This window comes from Bradyrhizobium sp. ARR65, assembly GCF_000472385.1.
In the GTDB taxonomy this organism is placed as follows: domain Bacteria; phylum Pseudomonadota; class Alphaproteobacteria; order Rhizobiales; family Xanthobacteraceae; genus Bradyrhizobium.
In genome coordinates this window covers 76299-103210 of record NZ_AWZU01000021.1, presented here as the reverse complement: position 1 = coordinate 103210, position 26912 = coordinate 76299, and the positions used below count along the sequence as shown (strand labels likewise).

The window sequence follows — 26912 nt, the reverse complement described above, 5'->3', positions numbered from 1 at the left end:
TCGCACCGTCAGCTGAGTGATACGCCGGAACGAGGAGCGCTTTGATGCGGAAGATACTCGCAGCTTGCGGTGCAATTGCACTCGCCCAAGCTCACGCCGATACGCGACAATTGACGTCCACCAGAGAGCTAGATCCAGCGATCGTCCAACCACTCGATGGTCCAAGCCCAGGTGTCACCTCGACGCGCGCTGCAGACCGTCCGTCCCATCTAAGGTCAGTAAACCCCGATTGTGCAGCGGCAAAGACCAGCTTGGACGCGACTGGCGACGCTGAGCCGAATGATGCCAACGCGACGCTTGCCTTTCTGCTCGACGTCTATGGCCCGGCGCCCCAAACTAAGCAATCTCAGGATCGTAGGCGCGAATACGCAAAGAAATACATCGAGTCGCACCCGGGCACGCCGGGCGTGCTGTTTATCGAAGATGTTATCGATCACGGCAGCTCGAATACATCGGTCAGGCAGCACCAGCTCGAGTTCCGGCAGACCTTGGTCAACTATTATGTCGGTGGCGGGACCTTGAACGATACCGTGTTCGGCTTCGTCGACGGACCGTACCCTCCGATGTGGACTGCGGAGACGTCGACCATCTACACCAGTTTGATATACGTCGATGCCCACGGAAACGAGACATATGTCAGCGAGGCAAAGGTCAACGAGATGGCTGAGCTTGCTCCTGGGCTGAGCCAGGAGATGATGCAGCGCCAAGAGAGCGACAGACGCTATAAGGCAAGCCAGGTTTCGCTTGCTGAAGCGATTAAGCAATCCTCGGACAGCGGCAAAGATGAAGGACTTCAGGAGCTGCGTCAGCGGCAGCAGCAATTGCTGGCCGAACGTGAAGAAGACTTGCGAAAGCGGCAACAGCGCGATGCAGAGATGGACCGGATGTATGAGCTTTCCTTAAAAGCTGACTCCGGATCCATCAGCCTTTCCGAACAAAACGAGCTGGACAACTACATTGAAAAAGCTGAGCCCGAGATCGCGACTGGCACTCCAGCCGATCCAGTTATTAGCCACGCGCTCAAGAGCTGCCCAATCTGCCGCCGTATAAATGTTGCGGCACTGCGCAGCCGACACTTTACGGGTACGTTGCGTTTCATCTCGAACTCTGATCGATCTTTGGTGAAGGTCTATCGGCACGGTCGCGGCCAAGCGATAGCCGTACTGCGGAGCGTGAGACGCGACCTCTCCGGGCCGATATTTGGTGCCTGGACGAACGCAGGAATGGCATCACCGCCGACGCAAGATACGGCGATAAGCACCCCATAAATTGACCGTTTAAGCCCGGACGCAAGCGACACTCGCTCAAGGATCGATCGTTCTGTTTCAGACCTTCCCGGCTCTTGCCGTTACGGTGAGGCGGTTCAATGTGCGGCAGTAGGGAGATTTGCTCGACGCCTTTGTTGCTCGCTGATTGAACGTGCCTCTCCGCCCACCGTAAGCACCGAAAGGAACCGAGGCGGGTCACTCAAAGCCACTGCAACTAGCGCTAGTCGACCAAAGGGAGAAAACGATGTCGGACGCAAAACTTCGGAGTGTGCTTTCTTCCCTAGCTCCTGTCGCGAGCCAGTTAAATACTCTGCCTCCCGGCCAACCGGCCCCGGATGGAAGTTATGTGAAGCTAAACACGAACGAGAATCCGTTTCCACTACCGGATATAGTGAGGCAAGGTGCAATTGCGGCCCTCGAGCGACAATACCTGTATCCCGAGGATGACAATCTTGGCTTGAGGGAAGCAGCGGCGGCTGCTTACGGTGTGCCGACCGATCACGTGATTGCCGGCAACGGATCATCTGAGCTTCTCGGGCTCGTTTACCGAGCCTTCCTTGCCCCGGGTGACAGCGCGGCAATGGTCTCGCCAGGCTTCACATTCAATCGCAAACTTGCCCTGGTGCAGGGGGCCCAGTTCCTTGAAATCGGGTGCCTGGACGTCGAGTCCTTACCCACAGAGGAGCTGCTTCATGGTCCGGCGAGAAATGCCAAGTTCATTCTGCTAGCCAATCCGAACAACCCGACGGGGACCTTCGTTCCAGTCAAAGATATCGAACATCTTGTTGCAGAATCTGACCGTCTCGTCGTGTTGGACGAGGCCTATGTTGACTTTGCACCTGATAATGGCCTTCGCCTTGTCGGCCGATATCCGAATCTCCTCATTTTGAGGACATTTTCGAAAAGCTACGCTGCCGCAGGCATCCGCGTCGGGTTCGGCTTAGGCCATCCTGAGCTTATCGGAAGGCTTCGCAACATCCAAAACGTTTTCAGCATGAACGTGATTGGTCATGCGGTCGGTCTCAGCGTTCTTGCGCATCGCGAGGCTTACGAGGAGAACCACAGACACATTAGGGATGAAAGAGAGCGAGTTGCGACCGCCTTGTCTCACCTGGGCTTTGCTGTCACGCCCTCTCACGCGAATTTCCTGCTCGCCCGCGTGCCCGCCGGTCAAGACGGCAGATGGTGGCAAGCAGCTCTGGAAGACCGCAAGATACTTGTCGCCTTCTTTCCTGATAAGGGACTTGAAAATCGGATCCGCATCAGCATCGGCACAAGGGCGCAAATGGACGCCTTCCTTGCAGCTGTGAGTGATATCGCACAATCAGCTGCGCTTGCTCCCAGCCTGACGAGCATCAGCTAGCAGAGACAGCCCGACGGAGCCAAACACGCATCCGCGTCCACTGATCGTTTGCTGGCCGGCAAAAACCACGACCAGGCTTAGCTCCCACAAATTTGAAACCACAATGGAGATGAATGAGTGAACAAGGCGCTTCCTTCAAAGATAACCTGCGGCATCTTTGATCATCTAGACGAGGACGGGGGCGATGTCGCCCGACAGTATGCCAACCGCCTCGTACTGGCTGAGGCATATGATCGGCTCGGTTTCTATGCCTATCATATGGCAGAACACCACTGTACGCCGCATGGCAGAGGTCCTTCCCCGAACTTGTTTCTCTCGAGCGTCGCACAGCGCACGCGTCAACTTCGCCTTGGCCCGCTGGTGATGCTCCTCAATCTCTATCATCCGCTCCGTGCATTCGAAGAGGTTTGCATGCTCGACCATTTGAGCGCCGGCAGGGTCGAGCTGGGCCTCGGGCGTGGCTCCGCTCCAATTGAATGGGGCTACTTCGGGATTACTGCGGACGTTGCGCCGGGCCGCTACGAAGAAGCCTGTGAAATCCTCATGAGTGCGATGAAAGGGGGCACACTGTCTTATAAAGGTCAGTATTTCGAATTGAACGGGGTTCCCTTGACGCTAGGGCCCCATCAGCGTCCTTATCCGTCGACTTGGGTCGCTACCAATCGACCGGAGACTGCAGCTTGGGCTGCAACAAGGCGCGCAAATCTGGCATGTCTTGGCCCCTCCTCCGCTGTCCAAAAAATTACTGATGCGTTCCGCGCGCATCAAGACTCCGATCCTAAAGCCAGCGACGAACAGCCCTTTCTTGGATTGCTGCGCATGATCGTGATTGCAAGCTCTGACGCAGATGCCTATTGGCTCGCCGCAAGCGCTTACGAGCGATGGCTGGAAAGCTTTAAATTCCTCTACGAGCTGAATGCTATCCCGACCCCACCTAACCTGCCGCTGAGCTTCGAGGGTGCACTCGAAAGTGAGTTGTGCGTCGTCGGAACGCCATCATCTGTGCGCCAGACGCTTCGCAATCATATGGAGGAGGCGGGAACCAATTATCTCCTGTGCCAGATCGCATTCGGAAATCTGTCAATAGATGCTTCTCTGTACACCGCCGCCGCCATCCAATCCGAGATCATGACTTCTTAGCCAGAGAACTACCCGCCTATCGATCTCTTGAGATCACCGCCATCGCAATGCACGTGGGTCTGGCTTTGACGCCCGGCCCACAGAATCCTGCTTGCCGGCGGGATTTGAATTCGAGGGCCTGCTGCGATCTCGCGCAAGCGCACACTCTCTAACCACCACTTCGGAACACTTTCGAATGATAAGATACCGACTTGCCGCGGGATTGGCTCTCGCATCCATTCTGCTGGTCAGCTTTCGTTACGGTACCGTCCGGGCCGAGGACATAGGGCGTCCACAGCTCAAGGCAGGCAAACCGATCAATATCGGCGACGCCCTAGCTGGAGAACTCGATGTGCTGCAGGTACTTGACCGAAAGAGCGGTAAGAAGATCGTGGCTTACCAGATCACTTCAGAACCGCGTCAGCTGCCCTCCCCGAATGGCTTATGCGGTCTCGAGACAGGACCGGAAACGTTTCAGCTAACTACGATCGGCGACGCAGCGGCTGAGCTGAGTACGCTTGTAGGTAGGAAGATCTCGGTGAAAGTCGATGACATTGCCTGTGCTGAGAATGCTGCGGATGTCAGCGAGGCGGTGGTTCGGAAGTGGAGGCTGGTGAAAGGCCACTGAGCTCACGGCATCGGCGGAACATCCTACAGCGAAGCCGTCACAGCTCGTGGCGGCCTCGCTGCTATTCGAAAGAGGTATTGAATATACCAGTCTGGACAGAGAGAGAGAGAGAGAGAGAGATCGGGGTCGCAAGCACCTTGCCTCGGCCAACCCACGTCAGCGGCTACGCCATGCTGGCGAGGCGCTTCTACCGCAGCTGCCAGCGCAAGTCGGAAAGTTTCTGGTCAGCAAATGGCATCGATCGCATCCAAGGCCGGCGACGAACAGCTTCTTTTCTCGCCTTCGGACGCCACGGCCCGCCGCTGGCTTGCGAACGGCAGTCGGACAGCGTGGTCAATGCACGTCACGGCTTCCGCGATGTACGCGCACGCGGATCCCTCTGCGGACTTGATCGGCAGACCCTTAGGCAGATCCCGACACCCGCCGCCATCCCAAAGCGTTAGCTCTGCGCCATCGACCGACGCGCCGCAATCAGGATCCGACACGTGCGATGTGCAACGGATCAAATGTCGTCGGATGCATCCAATCTACTGACCCTACTCACCACATATGTCCTGGCCCGTAATGATGTGAGATCCACCTTTTTTGGTCTCGTCACGCCGGCCATCTAACAGGTGCACATAACCTTCCGTGGTGCCGGTCTCACGTCAGATACCCGTACAGCTTTGTCATCGGAGCCAGCCACATGACATGTGCTGGATATACATAATGGAAAGTCTCCCCGCGTTTTCCACAAAGGTGACATCGCCACACCGATGCCATGAACCTGGCTATCGAAGCTTTGAAATATCATGCGATCAAGGCTAGAGGAGAGCTATCAGTGCGCATCAGTCCTTATTTTGATGAGATCAAGGCGCGCGCCCTGCAGCTTCTGACGGATTTTCGACCGACCGCAACCACAATCGTCGGAATCAAAGGAGAACTACGGCGCGCCGTACGCGAGGCTGTCCGACAAGCTCGCGATGAGATGTACGCGCGCGAAAGACCCTGTGGTATGCTCGCGCGAGCAGAGCGGGCTGCTGCGTATCGGCGAACGCATTTCAATCTCGGCAACTTCGAGCAAGCAGAACGACAGGTTCGTCAACTCATTTGGACACGCCTTCGGCATTGACGCCGCGCAAGTCCGGAGCTCGTCTGGAACTCCTATAGGGGTTGGAGCGTTCTACCATGGCACAGTCTCTTGGCGCGACGATCGCGCCTTAGGCTCATCGCCGTGTTTCCCTCCCGCGCTCGGCTCGTTGCACCTCTCACTTCACTCGTTGCACCTTTCACTTCAAAAGCCAGACTGACACTCGCGATGGACGCAGATGAAGATGGTGACCTCTTGTTGAGGAACTTCGCGAGAATCCTGCGATTCAGCAATTCTTGGATCGACACGGCTTTCCGCCGGGCACGACTTCAAGAGGCTGCCCGATCGAGTACCTTTCCCAGCGGTTGCTCCCGTCCCACCAGAGCGGTGCAGAAATCAGATGCAACAAGCCAGACCAGTCTTGGCTCTAGGATCTCATCTGACGCGGCCGAAGAGATCGATGGAGTGCGGCACGGTCAACAACAGAATGCTGTCGAAGAATGAGCAACGCCACAGAATTCACAATCAGATCTAGTAGGTGCGTCAGGAGGCCCAGCTCCTTACCCTGGGACGGTTGGCCAATGGTCCGAACACGCCGAAAGTCGACAATCGTGTTCGAGGTTAGACGGCTCTTCGGCCGACTTCGGATAAAAGAGTAGTCCAGGTTCGTCGGAGAAATACGGATGCCGACGAGCACCGGCCAAAGGGAGACGGATCACTTTGCGGCGACAAACGGCGGACTTATCGATTGCGAAGGTCGATCACATCATTCAGACGTTTCGGGAATTGATCGACAGTGATGCTTCGGTGCCCCCTCAGCTTCGGGCGGCGCTGCACATAGTTCTTGACGATCATCTTGTTTGCGCGAGGACAAGGATTGGAGACTGCATCGATAAGCAATAGGGGCCACGCCAATGAGCATCTCTGGGCCGTTCAGGTGTTAAGCCCGCCCGCTGCCAATGCGGAGCTCATCGAAGCACTCGGCGTTGCCGGGCTCCGGTGTATCGTGGTGACCGATTTGGCTTCCGACCCCAAATGCTCGCTGGCACGGCAACGAGGCGCAATGAGCTCTCCGTGACGGCTAGATCATATTCAGGACTTTGCGAAACGATCAACCCAGCCGTGAATCGATGCCCTCCGGATTCCAAGCTGCGGGAGGCTCCGAGCCAACAAGCATGGTTGCCGGTTCCGGCCCAGATGAACATTTGTGCGGCATAGCCGTGCATCCACCCCTAAGAAGGCACATCATGGACAGGATTTCACAAATCGAAGCGGAGCTTCGACAGATGGAGGCGGTATATGCTCAGAAGAGAAGTGCGCTTGCAAAGCTGGAGGATGCCTGCCGCAGAAAATATGCCGAATTGATAGAAGCAAAGGCGGCTCGGGACGCTAAGATTGCGACAGACGACACGGACTGTTTGCCCGGCATGATTGATGCTTCTACCACACGGCACTTGCGATCGTGCTCGCCACGCGGGGTGCCAGACATAGGGATACCAGGTGAGTCGAACTAGGGGCTGCATGTTGCCCCTCCCCCGATGTCGGCTAATCAACAATCAAGCGCAGGCGTAGCGGTCCTCACTGCCCTGTTTGGATAGCTCCGCCTTTAATCCTGAAGGTGTGTGGCTCGCCCCTACCTGCGAGCACGACTTCCGGTCGCGGGGCAACGCTCGGCTTCGCAGCGCCACACGAGTTGCCTTGCCGCCTGAGCGATAACCGGCCGCGATGCTCCCAACGAGTGTGGCTCAAGAAATGCGGCGAGCGGAGATTGATCATCCCCTCGTCAGCCGGTTTCAGCTTGGCGACCGGACAGTTGACGCAGCCCAGCTCCCCTAAGCCGCTGAAGGCATCGCGGTGATCGCGTCATCGTGGCCATCGATTGCCGCGAGGCAAACGGTGCTCCGCCCCGTAAAGAATCAACATCAGATCTAGCCCGACGCGCCCCCTTCTGTGCGGTTGACGCAATCAGCGCCGGCATTGCCATAGTGGTTGCTTCCAACCAGAGCACGAACGTTTCGCGCAAGCGCGGTTGCAACGACGTCTTCAACTTCGGTGTCGCGGCCCCGGATACCGCCCCGCGACCGCGCGAGACACGGAGAAGGTGGGCCGTAACAGGAGATGCTCCGGGCTCGCTACATCTAGGCTTATCATCGTCCGCTATCCGTTGGATCGGTTTCTTCGGCCCATGCTAGCAACGTTATCGCCAGGGCCGAACTTTTGAGAGCCTCCGATTATGCCCCGATCGCCCGCTCGCAATCCATCAGTGACGAACCATTGTCCGTCCTGGAGCGGACCAGGCCGGACCTCGTGCTCGAGCGGCCGTTCCATCAGGGCTCCGTAAAGACGCGCTCGTGATGGATTGGAGGGGCAGCTCGATCGGGCGGCACTCGAGGAGATGGCCTGCTTGCCTACAGACAGAAATGTATCAGCTAAAGGCATTCGCGGACTTTCATCGTCAGCCTTGCTCCAAGAGACGCCTTTATCAGTGCACGTCCATTTGAGCATCGCGTTGCTCTGTTACAGACATGCGCGGGGTCGGATCCGACACGCGACAGTCGTTTACGTTTCGTCGCCTTGCCAACTCCACAACCTAACGCCGCGTGAGGTTCAATCATTTCTTTCGACGTGAATGTTGCGCTGCAGTTACAGAAATTCGCGGTGACGCTGTTAAGAGAGGCTTGGCGCTGGGGCGCTAGACAGTGAGTAAAGGTCGAAATGAAGAAGTTGTTGTTTGTCACTGCGAGCATTGTCGCGCTTGGCGCAGGATTGCCCGCATTCGCCGCGGATCTTGCTCCGCAACCCGTCTACACCAAGGCACCGCCGGCACCGGTCGCCTCCGCACTTTATGACTGGAGCGGCTTCTATCTTGGTGTGAACGGCGGTTGGGGTTGGGGCCGGAGCTCCTGGGATTTCGGTGGCGTCACGCCCGAAGGCTCCCATGACGCATCAGGTGCGACCATCGGTAGTCAGATCGGTTATCGCTGGCAGTCGGGCCCGGTGGTGTTCGGCGTCGAAGGCCAGGGAAACTGGGCTGATTTCAGCGGATCCAATCTCAGCATCGCTTTCCCAGCCGACATCAATCATAGCAAGACTGATGCGTTTGGGTTGATCACCGGACAGATCGGCTACGCCGTCAACAATATACTCGTCTACGCGAAGGGCGGTGCTGCCGTTACAGGCAACACGTTTCAGATTAATTCCGCCCTCACTGGCGCGCAGCTGGCGAGCACCAACAATACCCGTTGGGGTGCCGCTGTCGGCGCTGGCTTCGAATTCGGATTTGCCCCGAACTGGTCGCTCGGCGTTGAGTACGATCACCTCTTCATGCCGGCCGGTAACGTGACCTTCACCTCTGGTGGTGTGTCTACGTCCGACCGCATCAGCCAGGATTTCGATCTCGTGACCGCGCGGCTGAACTATAGGTTCAGCCCGGTTGTTCTGAAATATTGATCTTTACGTTCGAACGGCGGATCGAAAGCCCCGGCTTCGGCCGGGGCTTTTTTGGCTGTTCATCTGCCACGCAATCGCCCCTTGCTTGCCGTTTCGTTTCTGCCAAGCTACGTTTGGGTGCTACGCAGGCCAATTGGCCCGCGAGCCAAATGGAGCCGAGTGCGACGATTAGAGGGTCGAGCCTTCTCTCCCGGCGTTCTTGCTGACCTGTTTGCCCGCTCGCGAGCCGATCGAAGAACACTTGTAGCGGAGCTTCAGATTAATGCGGTCTCCGCGGAGGACCGTGCAGCGCTGTATCACTCCCTCCATAGCCAATCGACTTTGTTCATCCTTCCACTTCGCGCCTGATTTCAACCACCGGGCAGCCAACTTTCCCGTCCCCGAAGTCAGTTGAACCATCGCTTCTGTTGCCTACTCGGCTTGCTTAAAGGCGCAACTAATTCTCGTTCCAAGAGCGCCCTTTAAGTAATCACATTCACGCGCCACGCCCCATTCAGGCTTGTTTCGCTTTGATCGTGTTCGCAAGCCGACACCCGGCGCAACGGCAGAGCCGTCTCTCCGATGGCAGGAGCGACCGCAATTATCGACGAGGTTGTTAAGAATGATGGCTTGCCCTAGCCTCAAAGGGATGGACACTGACAATGAAGAACCCATTCCTCGTGACTGCGCACCGTGCCGCTTTGAGCGCGGGGCGCTGGGCATTTACGCGCAGATCGCGCTGTCCGGCTCCAAAGCAGCACGGCACTGACCGCCCCTAGCGGCCGGCCAATACGATCGAAGCGGCTACTATTCCGGCGTTAATTACGCGGGCTCGAGCGACAATTGCTTGGGATGTCCCCGGCGTTACGCCCCAAAGGCTCCCATGGCGCGTTGGGTGGCGCCGCCGCTATGTAAATTAGCTACCGAGCAGAGATAGCAGGCGGTGTTCGACATCGAGAACCAAGGCAGCTCAGCCTATTTCAGGTGCTCAATATCAGCACCGCCCTTTCGCTCGACAACAATCACACAAACCCGCAGCATCGGACCCCAGGTTTGAGCGGAACCGGTCTGTTGAATTCTGGTGCAACGACTTACTGCTGCAGGCCCGCCATGCAACTCTCCTACGGCTGGTGGTGCGATGATCGCCGAATGCATCCGCCAAGATTTCAAGCATGTGCTCCGCAGATCAATTATGGGTTCGGCCTCGTCTTTGAAAGTGAGTTCTTCGCGGCGAAGCGGTGAAGAACGGCCCCGGTGCTCGGCCCTTCCTTCGAGCTATGCGTCTAGCGCGCAATGCGACGTACCACCTCGCGTGGGAAGGCGTTTGCTTGGGGTAAGAACCCTAGCCGAACGCTTCCAGTTAGACATGTTCAAGCTGACCACCACCAATCGAAGACGCACGAAACGAGAATGGCGGGCCTGCCACGATGCCGGCACATACCACTACGCAACGACCACGGAGGCGCCGGAGCGACAGTCCGGTTCAACTCTCGCCGCTCTCGGGCTTTCGCGGGCATTCCAGCCAGGCGCGTTGTGTTCAGGGCGCACTCTTCAACTCCCGAACTTAATGGTCGCAACTCCAGGATCGCTTTTCTAATCCGCATTATCGCCGAGATTGCGGTCCTTCAACACTTGCCAAGCCACAATGAGGGACGTCACGCTCCACCTATTTGGCAAGGGACGGGTACGGAGTCGCATCCGTACGCGTTGGCAATATCGGGTATTCGATCTTAGGGAGTTGTCCGGTCAGAGACTCTAGGAACGCGACAATATCGTCCACTTCCTTATCGCTGAGTTTTGCCCCGAGCTGCGTTTGGGCCATCACGGCAACGGCCTGCTTAAGGCTCCACACCTGGCCTGAATGGAAATACGGAGCTCGCAAGGCGACATTGCGCAACGGTGCGGCGCGAAACACATATTCGTCGGTGGGCGCTTTTGTAACTGCGAAACGGCCCTTGTCGGCAGTCGGAAGCAGGGCTGTGCTCGGCCTTTCGCTTGCACCGAACGGGAAATAATCCTGTCCACCGACATTGATTCCATTGTGGCAGGACGAGCACCCTTTTTCGATGAATAGCTTCAATCCAGCCTTCTGCTGGTCGTCGAGAGCGTTCACATCGCCTTCGAGGTACTGATCAAAGGGAGCAGCAGGCGTAATCAGGGTCGCTTCAAATGCCTCAATGCTCTTGGCGACGTTGTCGAACGTGACTGGCGACGCCTCGTTCGGGAACGCCTTCTGGAACATAAAGACGTAGTCTGTCATCGAGTTCAGCGTTTTGATCACATGATCCGGTGTCGCGTTCATTTCGACACTCGCCTGCACCGGCCCTTTGGCTTGCGCCTTGAGGTCTGCGGCCCGCCCATCCCAAAATTGTGCCACATTGAACACCGCGTTGTAGACGGTCGGTGCTCGACGTGGCCCCTGCTGCCAACCGTGACCTACGGAGGTCGGCCCTGCATCGACGCCGCCCGTGCTAAGATTATGGCAGCTGTTGCAGCTTATGATCTCGCTGGCAGACAGCCGTGGATCGAAGAAAAGCATCTTCCCGAGTTCAATCTTCTCGTGGGTGATGGGGTTGTCCTTCACGGCAGGCACGACTGAAGGAATCGGCTTGAAAAGCTGCCTAGCAACGTTCATCAAATCATCATCTGCGTTAGCCTGTGATGACATCAATATCACGGCTGACGCCAAGCATAACTTGCGCACAAGGGGACGCTCCGGCATTGCAAACTTCTTCACGATAGCTCTCATCGGCACAAGTTCTCGCTGATGGATCAAGAAGTGACAAACACGAAAGGCCGCTCGCGCGCGTTGCGCCCGGAATTACGCTCCACCGGACAACTAGAGCGTCAGCTGGATCATATGTGGTTCGATCTTGAGGTGCAGTACGTATCGCATCCCGGAAGCCTCAAAGCTCCTGAGCTGCGTCCATGGAGATGCATCATGCCTTGGGTAGGGTTACCCAATGGGGGTGGCCGCAGCCCTCTGGTCGAATGTTCCGAAATCGCGCAAACGGCGTCTTGTCTAAAGGCATCTCGTTCTCCGCCACACAAATTGCAATGATGCGTCCTCTGCTCGCGCTTGCTTTCCTCTTTCAGAGACGAGGCCTTGCGTCGGTTTGGTCCCGTTTTGAAGGCTACAACCTGACGCAGCGTCAGATTCAAGCATTTATTCGGCGTGACGTATTACGGGGCAGCCTGCGGCAACTCATCGAATTCCCAGCCAGCACGCCGCAGAGCCGGCGCCGCGGAGGCTTCAAATGAGGTTGAGACGAATCGCCTTGACGACGGCATGCATGCGGTTCGCGGCGCCGAGCTTTCGGCTCGCGTTCTTCATATGAAAGTTTACAGTGTTTTCGCTGACGTTCAGTATCTTGCCAATTTCCCAGGACGATTTTCCCTCTGCGACCCAGCGCAGGCAGTCTTTTTCGCGCTCGGATAGGGTCGTGCTTCTATCCTGGCTACTCTCTTTCGGCCGCGCGATCTCAGCAAACGCGTGGTGAAATTGCCAAGCCAGTGCGCTAAGATGCCTCATACGATCTTGAGGATCGACATCATCGAACGGGGATGCAAAAGATACGACAGATACTCTGCCGAGAGGCCCGAACAATGGCACGCTCATGCCATGCTTGAGACCTGCTTCTCTGGCCTCGTCTAGTACGCGCTGCTCGGCAGGTTGCAATTGGCATTGCTTAGCGAGTTCATCCCATAGAAAAGGCGCCGAAACCATTGGCGTCCGCCGGACCACCGGATCGATCACACGATACTTGCGTTCAAAATAGCGGTGGCACCACTCAGGCGGGAAATTTACGGTCAGTGCGGGCGGTAGATACTCCGGTAAACGAAGCGCCTCCGCAAACGTGAGTGCTCCATACGCGACTTCACTGAAGCCCTCCTCGCTCGCGCAGCTCACAAGGAGGTCGAACAGCGCTTTAATTGATTGCGTACGCGACGCGCATTCGACGAAGCTGAAAAGGTCCATGTGGCCCTTCTCGGGGCCGGTCGAAAACGCCGGTACCGCGGCGTTCGATTGAGCGTCTACTTCTCGCTCCATTCCGCTCACCTAGGCCTTCGGCTCTACTCGTCATGCAGCCTGAACACTCTCGCTCAACGGCAGTAACCGGTTGCGAAATTCTTGACATGCGCCAGCTGGTGCCTAAAGGGACGCGTGAACCGAACCGAGATGCCGCGCCGAGCATGCAGCGCCGGAGCAGCGGCTACCGCCACTCGAACAGTACGCCACGAGCGTCGAGCAATTGCTTCATCTTGCGACAAAATGGCTCGCCAAACTTGCGCTACATGCGGCTTTCGATGCAGCCGTCGTGGGTGACGTCTAGCTCGCGCCTGCCCCTTGGCTCGCGGCAGCAGACGAGCCCGGCTTTCGCCAGAGATGGTGGCTGCGGCGACGTTGTTGTGCGCAGGCACCCTGACACGTCGAGGACCGCGAACGACGAGATAACTGAAATCAAACAGCTTGTCCTCGACACACAGTGAAGATTCGACATTCATGCTTCGGCCTCCACATATTCGTCACCGATCTTGGGAATTGCCGTCCTCGGCACTGAGCCGGCCGGAAGTGTTCCCACGCTCACGAAGACTCGATTCGAGAACCGCACGACGGGTGCGGCGGCAACGGTAGATGCATTTCGCAAGGGCTTGGCGGCGTCCGCAGGAGCCAACATGGGGATGGTGAGCTCGCCCCCGCACTGGTCGCCCACGCGCGACACGCCTCACGGCACGAAGAGATCGTAGGAGTTGATGGTGCGCGGTCCTCCTGTGAGCGGAGCCGTTGGCCACGGGTCGTGCGCAGCCATGCACAAAAGCGTGCTTGATACACAACATCGCCTGCATGCGACACTCCGCTAGGTCCGAGAACCTGGAATGAGAACAGCAAGTCCCGTACCAGTTGCGGGGCCCGCGAAATCAGGCGTGAGGACAAGAGCTTGAGAACATCGGGCAGGATTGCCCCGCATGAAGCATCGACGCAATTTCGACATACGTCAGAAAGGCGACACCGTCGTTTGCAGCACGCACGACATCGCATGAAGTCGATCAGAAGCGCGACTTACCCGGATCAGGTCTTGCTCGCCTCAACTTGGTCAGGCGCGACACGAACGTAAGTCGCCTCGCCGGTCCCCGCAGCGCAAACATGCCTGCTCGATGCGCCGCGATGCTTCGCATTATCGATGTCGAACAGCGCGTCAGGCGGATTAATGGGACTGTGCCGGGTCTCCAACGCGTTCGTTGTTGAACTTCCTTCACCAACGCCACACACTACCTGTGGCTTTCCGCCCTTAGCCCCGGTCCCCTTATCCTGGTATGCAGCAATTTGCTGCACCGCGCAACTACCAAGGCTAGCAATTGATCCGGATAGCAGAGGCATGTCACGTGCGCGTTGAGCTGATGCGTTGCTCAAGCGGCTTGCCTCGATCGAGGACTCGGCGCGCTCCCTGAAACAATCGATCGAACGGAGCTCTAAGGAAGCGGCTCAGGGTCTTTGCACCAAATTGCCAGTCGGTGAAGGCGATGAACAGCACGCCGCCGACGGGGAGAATGACCAACGTAAGCAAGAGCACCACGCCGGGCCCGGCGAGCGCATAGCAAGTTCAAGCGGCACAACCTGCCCTCCGATTTCGACGAGCCCGCCGTCGCGCGCGTTCACGCCGATCATGTTGATCTTCGGGGAGCCGACGAATTCCGCAACCTGCCGATCATGACGATCGGTATAGATCTCCAGTCGCGATGCGACCTGGATGAGCTCGCCATCCAGCATGACCGCCACCCGATCGGAACGCGTCATCGTCTCCACCTGATCGTGGATGACATAGATGCAGGTGACGCCGTTGGTGCAGTTCCTTGGTCGGCACCACAGACGTCGCGGGCCGATGAGATTCGCTGGCTGTCGAACGCCTGCGCGATTTGCTTTTCTGCCAACAAACGGTCAAATATCTTGCGATTGCTGACAGTCTATCAGCTACTCCAGCGTCCTTTCATAGAGAGACAAAGGCATTGCGCCGCGGTCAACTACCAACGCTGGCGATTGATCAAGATGACAGAAACATGTCACCTGCCGATTGAGCTGCGGGATTGCCCGAGCGACTTGGTCATCGAGAACTGGACTAAGCACGCGCCGAACGCCCGACAGGTCAAACGCACCTGCAAGGAGTCGGCATGCAACATCAACCGAAATCCGCTGTCGCCAATGTCCCTGAGCGATGTGCAAGCCCCTCACTTTCACAAATACTGCGCGATGAGATCTGTTCCACGAGTGACGTCTCCTTCCTGATGGAAGCTCACGACGCGCTGTCCGGCGCGATTGCCAAGCGCGCCGGCTTCAAAGGCCTCTGGGCGTCGGGGCTGTCTATTGCCAGCTCTCTCGGCTACCGCGATGCCAACGAAGCATCCTGGACCCAACTCGTCGACGTGGTCGAGCGCATAGTGGACTCGACAGAATTGCCTGTGCTCGTTGACGGCGATGGCGGTTTCGGTAATTTCAACAATGCGCGCCTGCTGGCACGCAAACTCCATCAGCGTGGCGCTGCCGGAATTGCGCTGGAAGACAGCTGTTTTCCGAAGATGAACTCGTTTGTTGGCGATCGGCATTCCCTAGCCGATATCGACGAGTTCTCAGGCCGACTGCGGGCGGTGAAAGACACAGTTGCGCACGACTTGGTCCTGGTCGCCCGGATCGAAGCCCTGATAGCCGGCTATGGAATGGAGGAAGCCATTCTACGCGCCAGCGCTTACGCCGCGGCGGGCGCCGACGCGATCCTCATTCACTCGCGCAAGAGCACCGCGGAGGAGATCCTCTCTTTCGCGAGTGCCTGGCACAATTGCCTGCCTGTCGTGATCGTTCCAACGAAATACTATCGAACACCAGTCTCTGCATACCGTGACGCCGGCATCTCCACAGTGATCTGGGCCAACCACTCCATGCGAGCCGCAATAGCGGCAATGCGGCATGTTTGCGACCGAATAGCTTCCGAGGAAGGCGTTGCTGGCGTTGAGCCAAACATCGCGACACTTGACGAGGTCTTCGAATTGTTGAGGTACGACGAACTCGCCCATGCAGAAGCCAGATATCTCCACCTCCCCTGATCTATCCCACCAGCCCTCTCACTCACCGTAGTCGTTTTTGACGAAGTCCTGCCACGCAACAATCGGCCCATCGACACACGCTCCTCGGCAATGTCGATTGACGCATTAGTTCTCTTCCTGACACTGGAGATATCACACAATGGCGCGACGGCTATTACTGACGCTCTTGTACATTGCGCCATTTTACGTTCTTTCGTTCGGTTATCCAGACGGCCGTAGCCCCCATACTCCACAACTCCGAAAAACATGACGGCGACTTAGACCGTGACGACGAAAGGCAATGAAATGCGTGCCAATGCTACCAGGAAGGCCGTCATTCTCGCTGCTGGCTTGGGTTCCCGCCTGCGTCCGCTGACCGATCTGCGGCCCAAGCCTCTCGTGGAGGTCAACGGCACTCCGATCCTTCACAACGCTCTTCGTAATCTACAAGCGGTCGGGGTCGAAGAGGCGACGATCGTCGTCGGTTACCGGAAAGACGCTATTCAATATGCCTGCGGCAGCCGCTTTGGGGATGTCAAAATCAAATATGTGGAGTCGTTGGTCTTTGACAGTACCGGCAGCGCATATTCTTTGTGGCTGGCGCGCGACGCACTTCTTTCCGGCGACTGCTTTCTTCTCGAGGGCGATGTTTTTTTCGAGGCGGATGCGTTGCGCTACCTGCTGCTGGGAGAGGCGACCGATATGGTTGCGGTCGCTCCCTTCAACGACCTGATGGAAGGGTCCGCAGTTCTGTTGTCGGATAGCGGCTTCATCTCGGCCTTCCGCATGAAGCAAACCGCCGCGAACCTTGTCCTGGATGGTCCAAGGCTATTCAAGACGATGAACCTGTTACGCCTCTCGGCGTCGACCCTTAAGGAGACAATCGTCCCAGCGCTGGACGATATCATCGCTTCTGGAGCCAGGCGGGCGTACACCGAGGAGCTTCTTGCCTACTTAGTGGAAACGCGTGGCCTAAAGCTCGCAGCGGCTCGTTGCGACGATCTCAGATGGTATGAAATCGACAGCATCGACGATCTGCGCACGGCGGAGCGGATTTTTACCGGAGCGCGCGCCTTCGGTCCTGCCCGATGAGCTTCAGGCTAAGTGCAAGGTCCAGTGTTAGAATTCCTTATCTGACGGACGCACTGAGGGCAGATCCAGATAAGATCAGATAACAAGAGCCGCTCAGCTACAAGCAAGCGGTTCAACAACAACTTACACTCAACGGAATCATGTCAGACAGCAGAGCCGCGGTAGCCTGATGCGAGCGGGGCGCAGGCTTATATAACTGCACGTTGCCCAGTTTGGGACGGTCTGGCCTCGCAACTCCGGACCCATTGCTCGATTGCACCGAAACTGGGAGCGGGCGGCCGGCGTCACCTGGATCCGAAGCGCATGGCCTCCTTCCCGCTCACCTAATTGTCGCGTCGACATGACGCAACCGTACCTATCTAATCTTCAGTACGGTGCGTCTAACAGGCAGGGTTCACGCAAGGGTCGTAGTGTCTGATATGACCTCGAAGCAGAATGACGCTCAGGCCATGTCGCAATGGCGACGCGTCGGACCGGGTTTCCAGTTCGATAAAACAGGCCACCATTAACCTAAGAACGTCTCCGAGCTACTTGAGACCAGCTCTGAAGGTGCACAACCCCACATCCAACTCGTGTCCGATCTCTGTTGCCAGCCGACGTTCTCTACTATGGTTAGTACCCCTCAAGGCTTAGTGCTCGTCGCGGCGTCCACAACGCGCAGGCGACTGCAAGGTCAAGCTTGATGCAACGTCGCGTTGGCAGGCTGACGATTAGTTTCCGTCAATCCAGCCGTGGTTTCTACGTGGACGCTATGGGTAGGCAGCCCACTTGGGCTGCAGTCAACTACCAACGCTAGTAATTGATCTAAATAACGGAAACTGTCACTCAAGCGAACGCCGAGTTAGTCCAACCTCACCTGCAGGTGTCGCGCATGCAAGATTAACTGCAGTCTGGTCTCACCAACGGCGCGATCGACGAGCCGACGCGTCGCCTGCGGAAATGCTATGATTCCATCTCCCGGGTGCTCTGGGCCGCATTGCCCTCAATAAGGTCGTACCGGCGCCGAAACGACTCGAGCCACCTCACAAGCTCGACAATTAGTTCGCGAGGAGCGCACATGTTGGCGCAACGGATGTCTTTGCTTTCGAGCCCAGGCACTGCAGCGGCCCGTCAGGTCGCCAACGCAGCCGCGGCCGCCGGCCGCCGGATCATCGATCTGGCGGCCGGCGAAGTCATCACCAAGCCACCATCATCGGTGCGCGACGGAGCGATGGCCGCGATTAGAGCCGGAGTGAACCGCTATACGGATTCAATCGGTTTGCCGCAGCTTCGTGAGGCCATCGCTGCGAAGCTGTCGACAGAAACAGGCACCGGCTGGAACACGGACGACATTGTTATCACTACGGGGGCAAAGCAGGGATTGCTCGACGCTGCCCTGGCCGTCCTCAATCCAGGCGATGAAGTCGTTATTATTCGCCCCTGCTGGCCGACATTCCCGGCCCAGGTTTTCATGGCCGGTGCCAAACCTGTGTTCGTTGATGCCCGCCCACCGACGTACATTCCCGATATCGGCGCAATCCGCGCCGCGGTTACACCGCAGACGAAAGCCATTATTGTCAACTCGCCCAACAATCCCACCGGCGCGGTTTATGATCGAACGACACTGCAGGCTATTGGTGATCTCGCAATAAACTACCAGCTCTGGATCGTGTCTGACGAATGCTACTCCAGCTTCGTGTTCACTGGCGGTGGTCACGAGTCGATCACGCAGGCGCATCCGGGCGTACGTTCCCGAACGATCCTGGTCAACGCTTTCTCCAAAGAGCTGGCGATTACCGGTTGGCGGTTGGGCTATTTCGCAGCCCCACCTGAGATCGTCTCCGCGGCCAAGAAGCTGCAGAGCCATACGACATCCAATGCCAACGTGATCGCGCAGCACGCGATCCTGCACCATCTTCAAAACGGCGATGGTAGCTTTGAAAGGAGAATGCATCAGCGCCTTGCGATGGCTCGCAACACCGGTCTTTTCATCCTGTCCGGTCTGCAGGATGTAGCCGCGCCGGGCGCAAAGGGTTCGTTTTTCCTCTATCTCGACCTCAGTCGACTTATCTCCGTTCTGCCTGCTCGGAGCCCATTTCGATCGGGAGAGGCTATTGCACAACTACTCCTAGAGGAGAGCAATGTTGCCTGCGTCGCCGGCGATGTCTTCGGCGACCCAAACGGCCTGCGATTCTCATTCGGTGCTCCACCAGACCTCCTGGAGTTAGGACTGACGCGCGTAGTCAACACCCTGAACGGCCTCAAGAGCAGGCAGGTAGCGGCCTAACTCTTGCTGGGAGATCTGAAAATGGACAACGCCACACAGTCCGTGATCCTGGCCGCGGGAATGGGTTCAAGACTGCGCCCATACGCCGAAACCATTCCGAAGCCGCTCGTGAAGGTGAGCGGAATCCCGATACTCCATAACGCGCTGCATCAGCTCTCTGAGCTCGGAATTCGCGAGGCCACCATTGTCGTGGGTTATCGCAAGGACTCCGTCGAACAGTCCTGCGATGCGCGCTTCAATGGCCGAGAATTCACGGCGGATGAGGTCGCTAAGGCACTACTGATGGATGCGGGCGTCGCAAAAGTCTCGGGCAGAGCCTTTGGGGACCCGCCGGTATCCGCCTCTCCACGGCACCGATCTCGAATTGCTCGACAAAGGCTTACGGTCTAACCGCAGCTCTGAACACGTGGAGCTGAATCTTGGGGTCAACTAATGCCCGTAATTGAATACAGTTAACATCATGTCCGATGTTCCAAGCCAGGCCATCATCCTTGCAGCGGGTATCGCCTCGTGCCTGTGGCATCTGACTGAGTACCCGGCCAAAGGCGTCAATCGAAGTGCTGGCAAGCCGAACGACGCACTCGACAACCTCGCTGCTCTTGTAGCCCATCAGCTGCCACCCACTTTAGTAAGCGGTGCCTTAACGAGAGCTGGCGACAAGACGCGCATGCCGAAGCCGGCTATCCAGCAGTACCTTCGGGACCCCGTACTCGCTCGTCTCTCCTACGGACTTCCACCCGAAATTCGAACTCAGCCTGAGGCGGCTGGTCGATATCCTCAATGCTCGGAATGAAGACGCGGTGCCCCAACAATGAACAGGAACGACATGCCTGGCGATGCTCCCAAGAAAGCTGTCATTCTCGCGGCCGGCATCGGCTCCCGCCTGCGTCCCCTAACCGATCTGTGCCCGAAGCCGCTGGTGGAGGTCAACGGCACTCCGATCCTTTACAACGCTCTGCGCAATCTGGAAGCCGACGGCGTGGAAGAGGTGACTATCGTTGTCGGCTACCGCAAGGACGCCGTTCAATATGCCTGCGGCACCCGCTTCGGCGCGCTCGAAATAAACTATGTCGAGTCGTCCGTCTTCGAGCGCACCGGAAGCGCCTATTCCCTGTGGCTGGCGCGCGACGCGCTTCTTTCCGGAGACTGCTTTCTTCTCGAGGGCGATGTTTTCTTCGAGGCGAATGCATTGTGTTACCTGATAGCTAACCAGGCGTCCGATGTGGCTGCTGTGGCTCGCTTCGATGAGCTGATGGAGGGGTCGGCAGTCCTATTCTCGGATAGTGGCTTCATCTCGACTTTTCGCATGAAGCAAACCGCAGCAAACCTTGTCGCAAATGACCCAAGACTTTTCAAGACAATGAATCTGCTGCGATTCTCAGCGTCGACCCTCAGGACAACGATCGTTCCAGCGCTGGACGATATGATTGGGTCGGGAGCTACGCAGGCCTACACAGAGGAGCTTCTTGTCTATCTCATAGAAAGGCGTGGCCTACAGCTCGCAGCCGCGCGATGCGACGAGCTCAGGTGGTACGAAATCGATAGTACTGATGATCTGCGCATCGCCGAACGCATTTTCACAAGCGCTCTCGACACTGCCGTATAAACTCCCGACCAAAGTGGAGGTGTCCAGTGCTAAAATACCTTTGGGATCCGGCGAACGCCATAACTACTGGAGGTCTTCTTTGCTCTTCCGTCAGCCTGTTCCTCGCTCTCTCCGAGCACCTTGAGCTGGCGGTGGCAGTGGCGCTCTGGGCTGTCTTGTCAGATCACCTCGATGGGATCGTGGCAGCTCGCATGAAGGACCGTGACGCAGATGTTGCGAAAATGGGAAAGAGCCTCGACGGGTTCGGCGACATCATCTATGGAGCAGTCTTACCCTCAGCAATTGTGATCCAGTTGAGTCACGCCTCCCTTCTTGCCCTGGTGACCGCAACCGCCTTACTCGTGGCGGGGGCTGTTAGGCTTAGCTACTTTGCGAATTTTGGCCGGTCGGTAGATGGGCGCTTCTTAGGCGTGCCCCTGTCATACGATGTGCCGCTACTGGCCTTCTTATTCCTTCTCCAACCACTCATCCCTGCTCAAGGATTTGAGAGTGTTGCAAATATCTGCTTCTTACTGCTTGCTGTCGCTCACGTATCATCCATTCGTGTGCCATCGCCGAACGCGGCAACATATTTGGCAATCAGCATCTTCAGCGCAGCATCATCGGCGGCTTTAGCCGGTCGTTCCTTTTTCAGCAGCCCGTAGGCAGGTACAGCCATGATTGTAGCGAGGGAAGTGTTCCGTGGTGCGGCGCTTGGAAAAGATCGCCTAACCTCGCTTTCGTCCCTGGAGGCGGGCTAGGCAACTATTACCGGACCTTTGAAGAAGGAATCGAAAAGACCAACACGACGACTCCCCCGCGCGAGTAGACACGCGGCCCCACGGCTCGCGCGAAGTTTGGCACTCGCGGTAACGACAAGCGCTATTGATTGGCAACATCGCTGGAGCCAGCAAAATGGTAGACCTCACGAGGGCGATCCCACCAGTCCCACCTGAGCTGGAGGCGAGTATGCGACTGGTCTTGTCGACAATGATTGCGTCCAACAAGCTTGGTCAAATGGTGCGCCATAACCGCGTCGGGGGGAATGAGCGTGATCAAATTGCCGGAGCACGATGGGTTTCCAGACGACTAAACAGCGGAATCGAGCAAGACCGCTTGATAGTTGGGAACGGCACTCAAAGTTTGCTGGGCCTCATTTTCTATGAGGTTCTTGGTGCCAACTCGGTACTGCTGACAGAAGCGCTGACTTATCCCGTTCTCAAGCCATTAGCGCGGCGGTTCGGTATATCTATCGAGCCGGTCCGAATCGATGAGCTTGGGCTACTGCCAAGTGACCTTGAGCATGCAATTGGACGCACTCGCGCAAAAGCCATCTTCTGCAACCCCACCATTCAGAATCCTACGACCGCGGTCATGCCCGAAGATAGACGAGCAATTTTGGTGTCGATTGCCCGCCGCCACAATGTGGTAATCATAGAGGATGACGTTCTAGGAGCACTTCATGGTTTGAGCCCTCGTCCGTTAGCCGCAATTGGTCCTGACGTCGTCTGGTACATTCAAAGTCTGTCCAAATGCGTGGCCCTTGGCCTAAAGGTCGCCTATCTTGTAGCGCCCGACGCAGTCCAGCGAGACCGTCTCGTCGCGTCAGCAGCCAACCATTCATTCTGGTTCCCATCTGGTCTCGCGGCTGAGGCTGCAACTACCCTGATCGAATCAGGCGAGATTCAAAGGGTCGCCAGAGCAATCCGAACCGAGGCAGACATTCGGCGGCAGATCGCGGTCAGTATTCTAGGCAAGCACGGGATCAGAAGCGAGGCTGGCGGCCTTCATAGCTGGCTTCCAGTAGAAAAATTCGGAACGGCATTGTCCTTCACGGCGGCAGCTGATCGAATGGGTGTAAAGGTGCGGCCAGCTGAGATTTTTGCTGCTTCGCCAGCAGACCAGCGATTAACAATCCCTGCTGCGGTGCGCGTTGCTCTGACGAGCCCAAACACTCACCAGGAACTGGTCGTAGGCTTAGAGCACCTGGCGCGACTTCTTGCTAACGAGACCAATGCCGTGCCGGCGATCTCCAAACTAAACGGGGCAAATCGAGAGCTCTATGGCGATACTAAGTCCGGACTCGGCAAACGAGTGACCTTCAGCCAATAGTGTGCACGCCCTGCAGGCTTGAACGATTCTAGACGGATGCTTTTCTGGCCATGATGTCAAGCCGGAAGTTGCTTGCTTTTGCACTCTGTTCTCGCTGCTGCCGCCGCCGGTCCTAACATCGCTTTGAACGCTCTGATGTGACTGCTTGCCAGCCGGCCTACCCCTAAGAGGGCGTCTTCGAGACTTTAGGGCTTACCCGCAAGTCCTGCCATCCTATGGCGTGATGCAACAATTTCGTCCGATCAACTACCAACGCTAGTAATTGACCTAGATAACAGACGTATATTATCTATGGATTGATAACTTGGCAAACGTCACCTGCGAGGAGTTAGTCTAGGAGCGCAAGTCCAGTCGAACCGGTGCCACCAAAGTTCGCAAGCTCAACGCATGGCTATGTAGCGACGTTCGTCGTCACTGGCTGGCCTACGTAGCATAACGCAATTGGACGTGGCCATTCCCAAAAAGGCATCGAGCTTGATCGTGCAACCTCACCAGGTGCTCGCGGTCAACGCGGGTGCTAAAAGGATATGAGAGTGGCAATCAGCTTGAGTCCCTTGTAAACTAATTCGAGCGAGCTAGGGCTGCTCAGCGAGAGGCGAAGCGCGTTCACTCCCTTGCCCTGCACCTCGGTGATGAACTGAGCCGATCCGCGCACCAATACCCCTTGGGATGCGAGCTTGGGGACGATCTGCTCTTCGGTCGCGCGCGCCGGGAGCTGTAACCACAGATGCATCGACCTCGGCGGGCATAATATCGGGAAATTGCGGAGAAGATCGCAGGCGAGTTCCTGCCGCCGCTGGCATTCGCGGCTGATCTCGCCGAGAATGGTCTGTGCCAGACCGTTCTCGATCATTTCGGTGACCAGGGCCAGCGACAGGGGAGACGGCAACCAATACGAAAGCCGGCCCACATCCCCCAGCTCCATAGGAATGTCGATGCCTTTGGGAATGACGCAAAAGGCGACGCGGATGCCTTGCGCCAAGCACTTTGTCATTCCCATTGTGTACCAGCTCGCTTCTGGGACGAGGGCTGCGATCGGCGACGGAGCGTCGGGATGAAGCAGCCCCAACGGTTCGTCTTCGAAGATCTTTACCCCGAATCTCCGGGCGATTGCTGCGATCGCGACACGTCGTTCGGCGGGAAGAGTCGATGTCGTAGGATTGTGGACGGTCGGATTGCAGTAGAGCGCAACCGGAGATGATTCTCGGCAAAGGCGCTCAAATTCGTCCGGGATCATGCCTTCACTGTCAAGCGGAACACCGCGGACCCTCACACCCGCGGCTCGCGCGAGGTTGGACAAGACGCCGTAGCTCAGGTGCTCAGCGAGAATGACGCTACCGATGGGCGCATGTATCCTGAGGAAGAGAAGGAGCGCGCTCTGTGTCCCGTTCGTGACGATCACGCGCCGCTCGTCTCCAAGTTCCGGGTACCGAGGCGCCAGCCACATCCTTGCAGCGGCCCGGTCGCGGTTCGATCCGATCGGCGTCGCGGCTCGCAATAAGCCAGCCAGATCGGACCTGCTGGCGATGCCGCGAAGCGATACACCCAGCGCCGAGTTGAAGGAGGGAGCGACGGGCGGAAGCGACCGCGTCATGTCCACGATCAAAGATGCATTCTGCACGTTCATATCACAAAGAATAGGAGATGGGTCGCTGGCAATGGAACCTCGAATAGTTGAATATCGAGTTCCAGAAAAATGACGCGTCTTGGGATGTGACTATCCCGCGCCAGGAACGAAGCGCTTCACAGTCTTGACGATGTCCCGCATCGCCTCTTCCGGTGTCTTTTGTAGCATAACCACCTGACGGAGGCTCTCCGTGATCTCGTTACTGACCCGTGCCGAATCCTTGCCGGGGAAGATGAACCACGGAGCTGCATACGCGACCGAGGCTAGACCGGCTTTGTAGATTGGCCGACCAGCGTACCATTCCCCAAGCATTCCAGGGGTCTCCAGTGCGATTCTATTCGCCGGAACGTAACCCGTAGTTTTGCCCACAATTGTTTGCCCTTCGGGCGCCGCGCAATACTTCATGAACTGCCAAGATGCCCACCGTCGCGGCGGATCCTTGGCGTGAAGAACGGCCGCGACACCTGCTGCGGGAATGCGACCACGAGGATGCGACACAGGTAACGGAACGGCAATGACCTTGAACCTACTCGCAACAGCGGAGTGAAACGCCGCCGCACTGCTGCTGGAATCAAGGATCATTCCAAGCTGCCCTCCATTGAACAACGTGCGAGCCTGCTCCCGGTTCACATCGTAGCGCGCCTGACCGACCCGGCCGAACTCTGCCAGGATCTCGAGAGATCTCTTGCCCTCATCCCCTGTGAAGGCGATCGCGCCGTTATCATCCAGCATCCTGCCACCGGCGGCTTCAACAAGGGCAACCCACGTCCAGTTGCTATCTGCCTGGTATTGGAAATATCCGCCCTGCACGTCCGAACCAAGCGCCGCAAGTTTGCGAACCATCTCCATGATGCCATTCCAGTCAGTGGGTATGTCATTCTCAGCAAATCCCGCCCGTTCGGCGAGTGTGGCATTGATGAAAAGCACTGGGAAGGATAGCCCCACAGCCAGCCCATAAGCGTCCGGACCGATACGACAGGCCTCCACCACTGGACCTGAAATGCCGAGTTCCGCAAGCCCGCTATCGGAGACTAGCTCCTTGATTGGTTGAATGACGCCCTGTTCCTTGAGTGTGGCGAGATAGGCAAACCCCTGGAAGGACACATCCGGCAGGTCGTTGATCAGGGCTTGCCGAAGCGTTGATTGCATTTGCGCAATCTGGTCCGGGTTCGTTTCGCGGATCGCGGCCTTCATTGCAGGGTGAACTTGATCATAGCGAGTTATCAGTTGATCGAACATTGTCCTGAAGATCGACGGCGTAACGCTGACCTGAACAGCTGGGCTATCAAGCGCGAAAGCGCGCTCAGCCAGAGAGACGAGCGGGAGCGCGCATGCAATTCTAAGGAACTCACGACGTTTGAGCGACATTGCTTGAGCCCGTTATGATGCGTTTTGTGGAGCGACTTATGGAAATTGCCTGAATATATCTTTCATCTAACCGGTGAGATCATGGATATGCTCGGCCGTTTGTCGCGGCGTAGTGCGCCCGACAAAGATGAAATGCCCTCCTGACGCACGTCGCTGAAGGCGCATCGGCATGCTATGGAGGGTCCGCCGAAACGTATTCCATCGATCCTCGACAAGCGTGTGACAGTATCGGTGCGATGCATGCGCGAGGTTATGGCCCGACTCGGGATGCTTCCCCGTAGCCCGACGTCGCATGGCATGGTGAGCGTCACTCTTACCATACGGCGTGATGCAGGTGCAGATCGGACAGTGCGGTGACCACTGGAACGTCGCCGTCGCTTCAACTGCCTTGCCAAGGTCGGTTGGCATCGTTTGAACGCGGCTCGCCGCGCACCGCGATTCCAGTACCCTGCAAATAATGCTCATAGCTTCCCTGGTCGACCAATTGTCCATTCTGATCCTGATACCAGCGCTCTTTCCTCAAGAGGCCGTTGAAATCAGACCTATCGGTTGGCTGCCAAAAGGCATCCACCGTTCGGCGCTCGTGTTCGAAAAGTGTCTCGACCATCGCTGGCAGCGGAGGGTTGCAGCGAGAGAGATGAAGCAGTGTGGAGGCATGTTTCGTCGGCACACAGCCGCGCAGATGTGATTGACGCTTGGCCCGGGCAACACTCCATCCGGCAATCACATCCTGCCGCTCTGCATGAGATAAGGCGATCAAACTAAGTTTTTGCCGCGCTAACCAGAAATCGAGCAAACACGTCTCGTCGGCCCCGTGATGGCCATAACTGATTCTGCCACGATGCCCACCTCCGCGAACGAATATGACCACACCGTCCTCGCGGGGGCGGAGGCGCGAATACATCAGGTATT

The 26912-nt window shown here is 57.2% G+C and carries 19 protein-coding genes; 13 read left to right on the top strand and 6 right to left on the bottom strand.

The window, feature by feature from the left end; translation table 11 throughout:
* Positions 1-251: 251 nt before the first annotated feature.
* The 6 genes from F758_RS0122720 (at position 252) to F758_RS0122690 (ending at position 8897) form a co-directional block, all read left to right on the top strand.
* The gene (locus F758_RS0122720; RefSeq protein WP_024510027.1) at positions 252-1268 is read left to right on the top strand and encodes a hypothetical protein; all 1017 of its coding nucleotides are present in this window, start codon (positions 252-254) and stop codon (positions 1266-1268) included.
* 244 nt (positions 1269-1512) lie between these two features.
* A complete protein-coding gene (gene hisC, locus F758_RS0122715; protein ID WP_024510026.1) occupies positions 1513-2631 on the top strand; it encodes a histidinol-phosphate transaminase in 1119 nt (372 codons plus the stop codon).
* 117 nt (positions 2632-2748) lie between these two features.
* Entirely contained in the window at positions 2749-3771 is a 1023-nt protein-coding gene (locus F758_RS0122710) for an LLM class flavin-dependent oxidoreductase (RefSeq protein ID WP_024510025.1), read from the top strand.
* 175 nt (positions 3772-3946) lie between these two features.
* Complete coding sequence (locus tag F758_RS0122705) at positions 3947-4378, top strand: hypothetical protein (protein WP_024510024.1); 432 nt, start codon at positions 3947-3949, stop codon at positions 4376-4378.
* 760 nt (positions 4379-5138) lie between these two features.
* Entirely contained in the window at positions 5139-5489 is a 351-nt protein-coding gene (locus tag F758_RS44365; RefSeq protein ID WP_035722769.1) for a hypothetical protein, read from the top strand.
* A gap of 2673 nt (positions 5490-8162) precedes the next feature.
* Positions 8163-8897, top strand: a complete 735-nt coding sequence (locus tag F758_RS0122690) for an outer membrane protein (RefSeq protein ID WP_024510023.1) — start codon at positions 8163-8165, stop codon at positions 8895-8897.
* Between the two features lie 1645 nt (positions 8898-10542).
* On the opposite strand, the gene F758_RS0122680 is transcribed toward F758_RS0122690, so the two are convergent.
* The 3 genes from F758_RS0122680 to F758_RS51955 form a co-directional block, all read right to left on the bottom strand.
* Positions 10543-11598: a cytochrome-c peroxidase gene (locus tag F758_RS0122680; RefSeq protein WP_084305597.1), complete on the bottom strand. Its 1056-nt coding sequence runs from the start codon at positions 11596-11598 to the stop codon at positions 10543-10545.
* A 531-nt stretch (positions 11599-12129) separates the two neighbouring features.
* Positions 12130-12855, bottom strand: coding sequence for a helix-turn-helix transcriptional regulator (locus F758_RS0122675; RefSeq protein ID WP_024510020.1), 726 nt, complete (start codon positions 12853-12855; stop codon positions 12130-12132).
* Between the two features lie 1506 nt (positions 12856-14361).
* Positions 14362-14673 carry a hypothetical protein gene (locus tag F758_RS51955; protein WP_245286555.1) on the bottom strand — a complete coding sequence of 104 codons (312 nt, stop codon included), beginning with the start codon at positions 14671-14673 and terminating at the stop codon, positions 14362-14364.
* 371 nt (positions 14674-15044) lie between these two features.
* Here F758_RS51955 and aepX point away from each other — a divergent pair, with 371 nt between their 5' ends.
* The 7 genes from aepX (at position 15045) to F758_RS0122630 (ending at position 23005) form a co-directional block, all read left to right on the top strand.
* Positions 15045-15971: a phosphoenolpyruvate mutase gene (gene aepX, locus F758_RS0122660; RefSeq protein ID WP_084305587.1), complete on the top strand. Its 927-nt coding sequence runs from the start codon at positions 15045-15047 to the stop codon at positions 15969-15971.
* 285 nt (positions 15972-16256) lie between these two features.
* Positions 16257-17042: a phosphocholine cytidylyltransferase family protein gene (locus tag F758_RS0122655; RefSeq protein WP_024510016.1), complete on the top strand. Its 786-nt coding sequence runs from the start codon at positions 16257-16259 to the stop codon at positions 17040-17042.
* 1057 nt (positions 17043-18099) lie between these two features.
* Positions 18100-19308, top strand: coding sequence for a pyridoxal phosphate-dependent aminotransferase (locus F758_RS0122650; RefSeq protein WP_024510015.1), 1209 nt, complete (start codon positions 18100-18102; stop codon positions 19306-19308).
* Between the two features lie 21 nt (positions 19309-19329).
* Positions 19330-19698 (top strand): sugar phosphate nucleotidyltransferase, encoded by a 369-nt coding sequence (locus tag F758_RS0122645; RefSeq protein ID WP_024510014.1) that lies wholly within the window; start codon positions 19330-19332, stop codon positions 19696-19698.
* Between the two features lie 436 nt (positions 19699-20134).
* The gene (locus F758_RS0122640; protein WP_024510013.1) at positions 20135-20914 is read left to right on the top strand and encodes a phosphocholine cytidylyltransferase family protein; all 780 of its coding nucleotides are present in this window, start codon (positions 20135-20137) and stop codon (positions 20912-20914) included.
* 26 nt (positions 20915-20940) lie between these two features.
* Entirely contained in the window at positions 20941-21558 is a 618-nt protein-coding gene (locus tag F758_RS0122635; protein WP_024510012.1) for a CDP-alcohol phosphatidyltransferase family protein, read from the top strand.
* A 304-nt stretch (positions 21559-21862) separates the two neighbouring features.
* Positions 21863-23005 carry an aminotransferase-like domain-containing protein gene (locus F758_RS0122630; RefSeq protein WP_198026544.1) on the top strand — a complete coding sequence of 381 codons (1143 nt, stop codon included), beginning with the start codon at positions 21863-21865 and terminating at the stop codon, positions 23003-23005.
* A 517-nt stretch (positions 23006-23522) separates the two neighbouring features.
* Here F758_RS0122630 and F758_RS0122625 read toward each other — a convergent pair.
* The 3 genes from F758_RS0122625 to F758_RS49755 all read right to left on the bottom strand — a co-directional run bounded on the left by F758_RS0122625 (position 23523) and on the right by F758_RS49755 (position 26796).
* Positions 23523-24452, bottom strand: coding sequence for an aminotransferase class I/II-fold pyridoxal phosphate-dependent enzyme (locus tag F758_RS0122625; RefSeq protein WP_283805874.1), 930 nt, complete (start codon positions 24450-24452; stop codon positions 23523-23525).
* 270 nt (positions 24453-24722) lie between these two features.
* Positions 24723-26000 carry an extracellular solute-binding protein gene (locus tag F758_RS0122620; RefSeq protein WP_024510009.1) on the bottom strand — a complete coding sequence of 426 codons (1278 nt, stop codon included), beginning with the start codon at positions 25998-26000 and terminating at the stop codon, positions 24723-24725.
* Between the two features lie 379 nt (positions 26001-26379).
* On the bottom strand, positions 26380-26796 hold the full coding sequence (locus F758_RS49755; protein ID WP_157450112.1) for a hypothetical protein: 417 nt from the start codon (positions 26794-26796) through the stop codon (positions 26380-26382).
* Positions 26797-26912 lie beyond the last annotated feature (116 nt).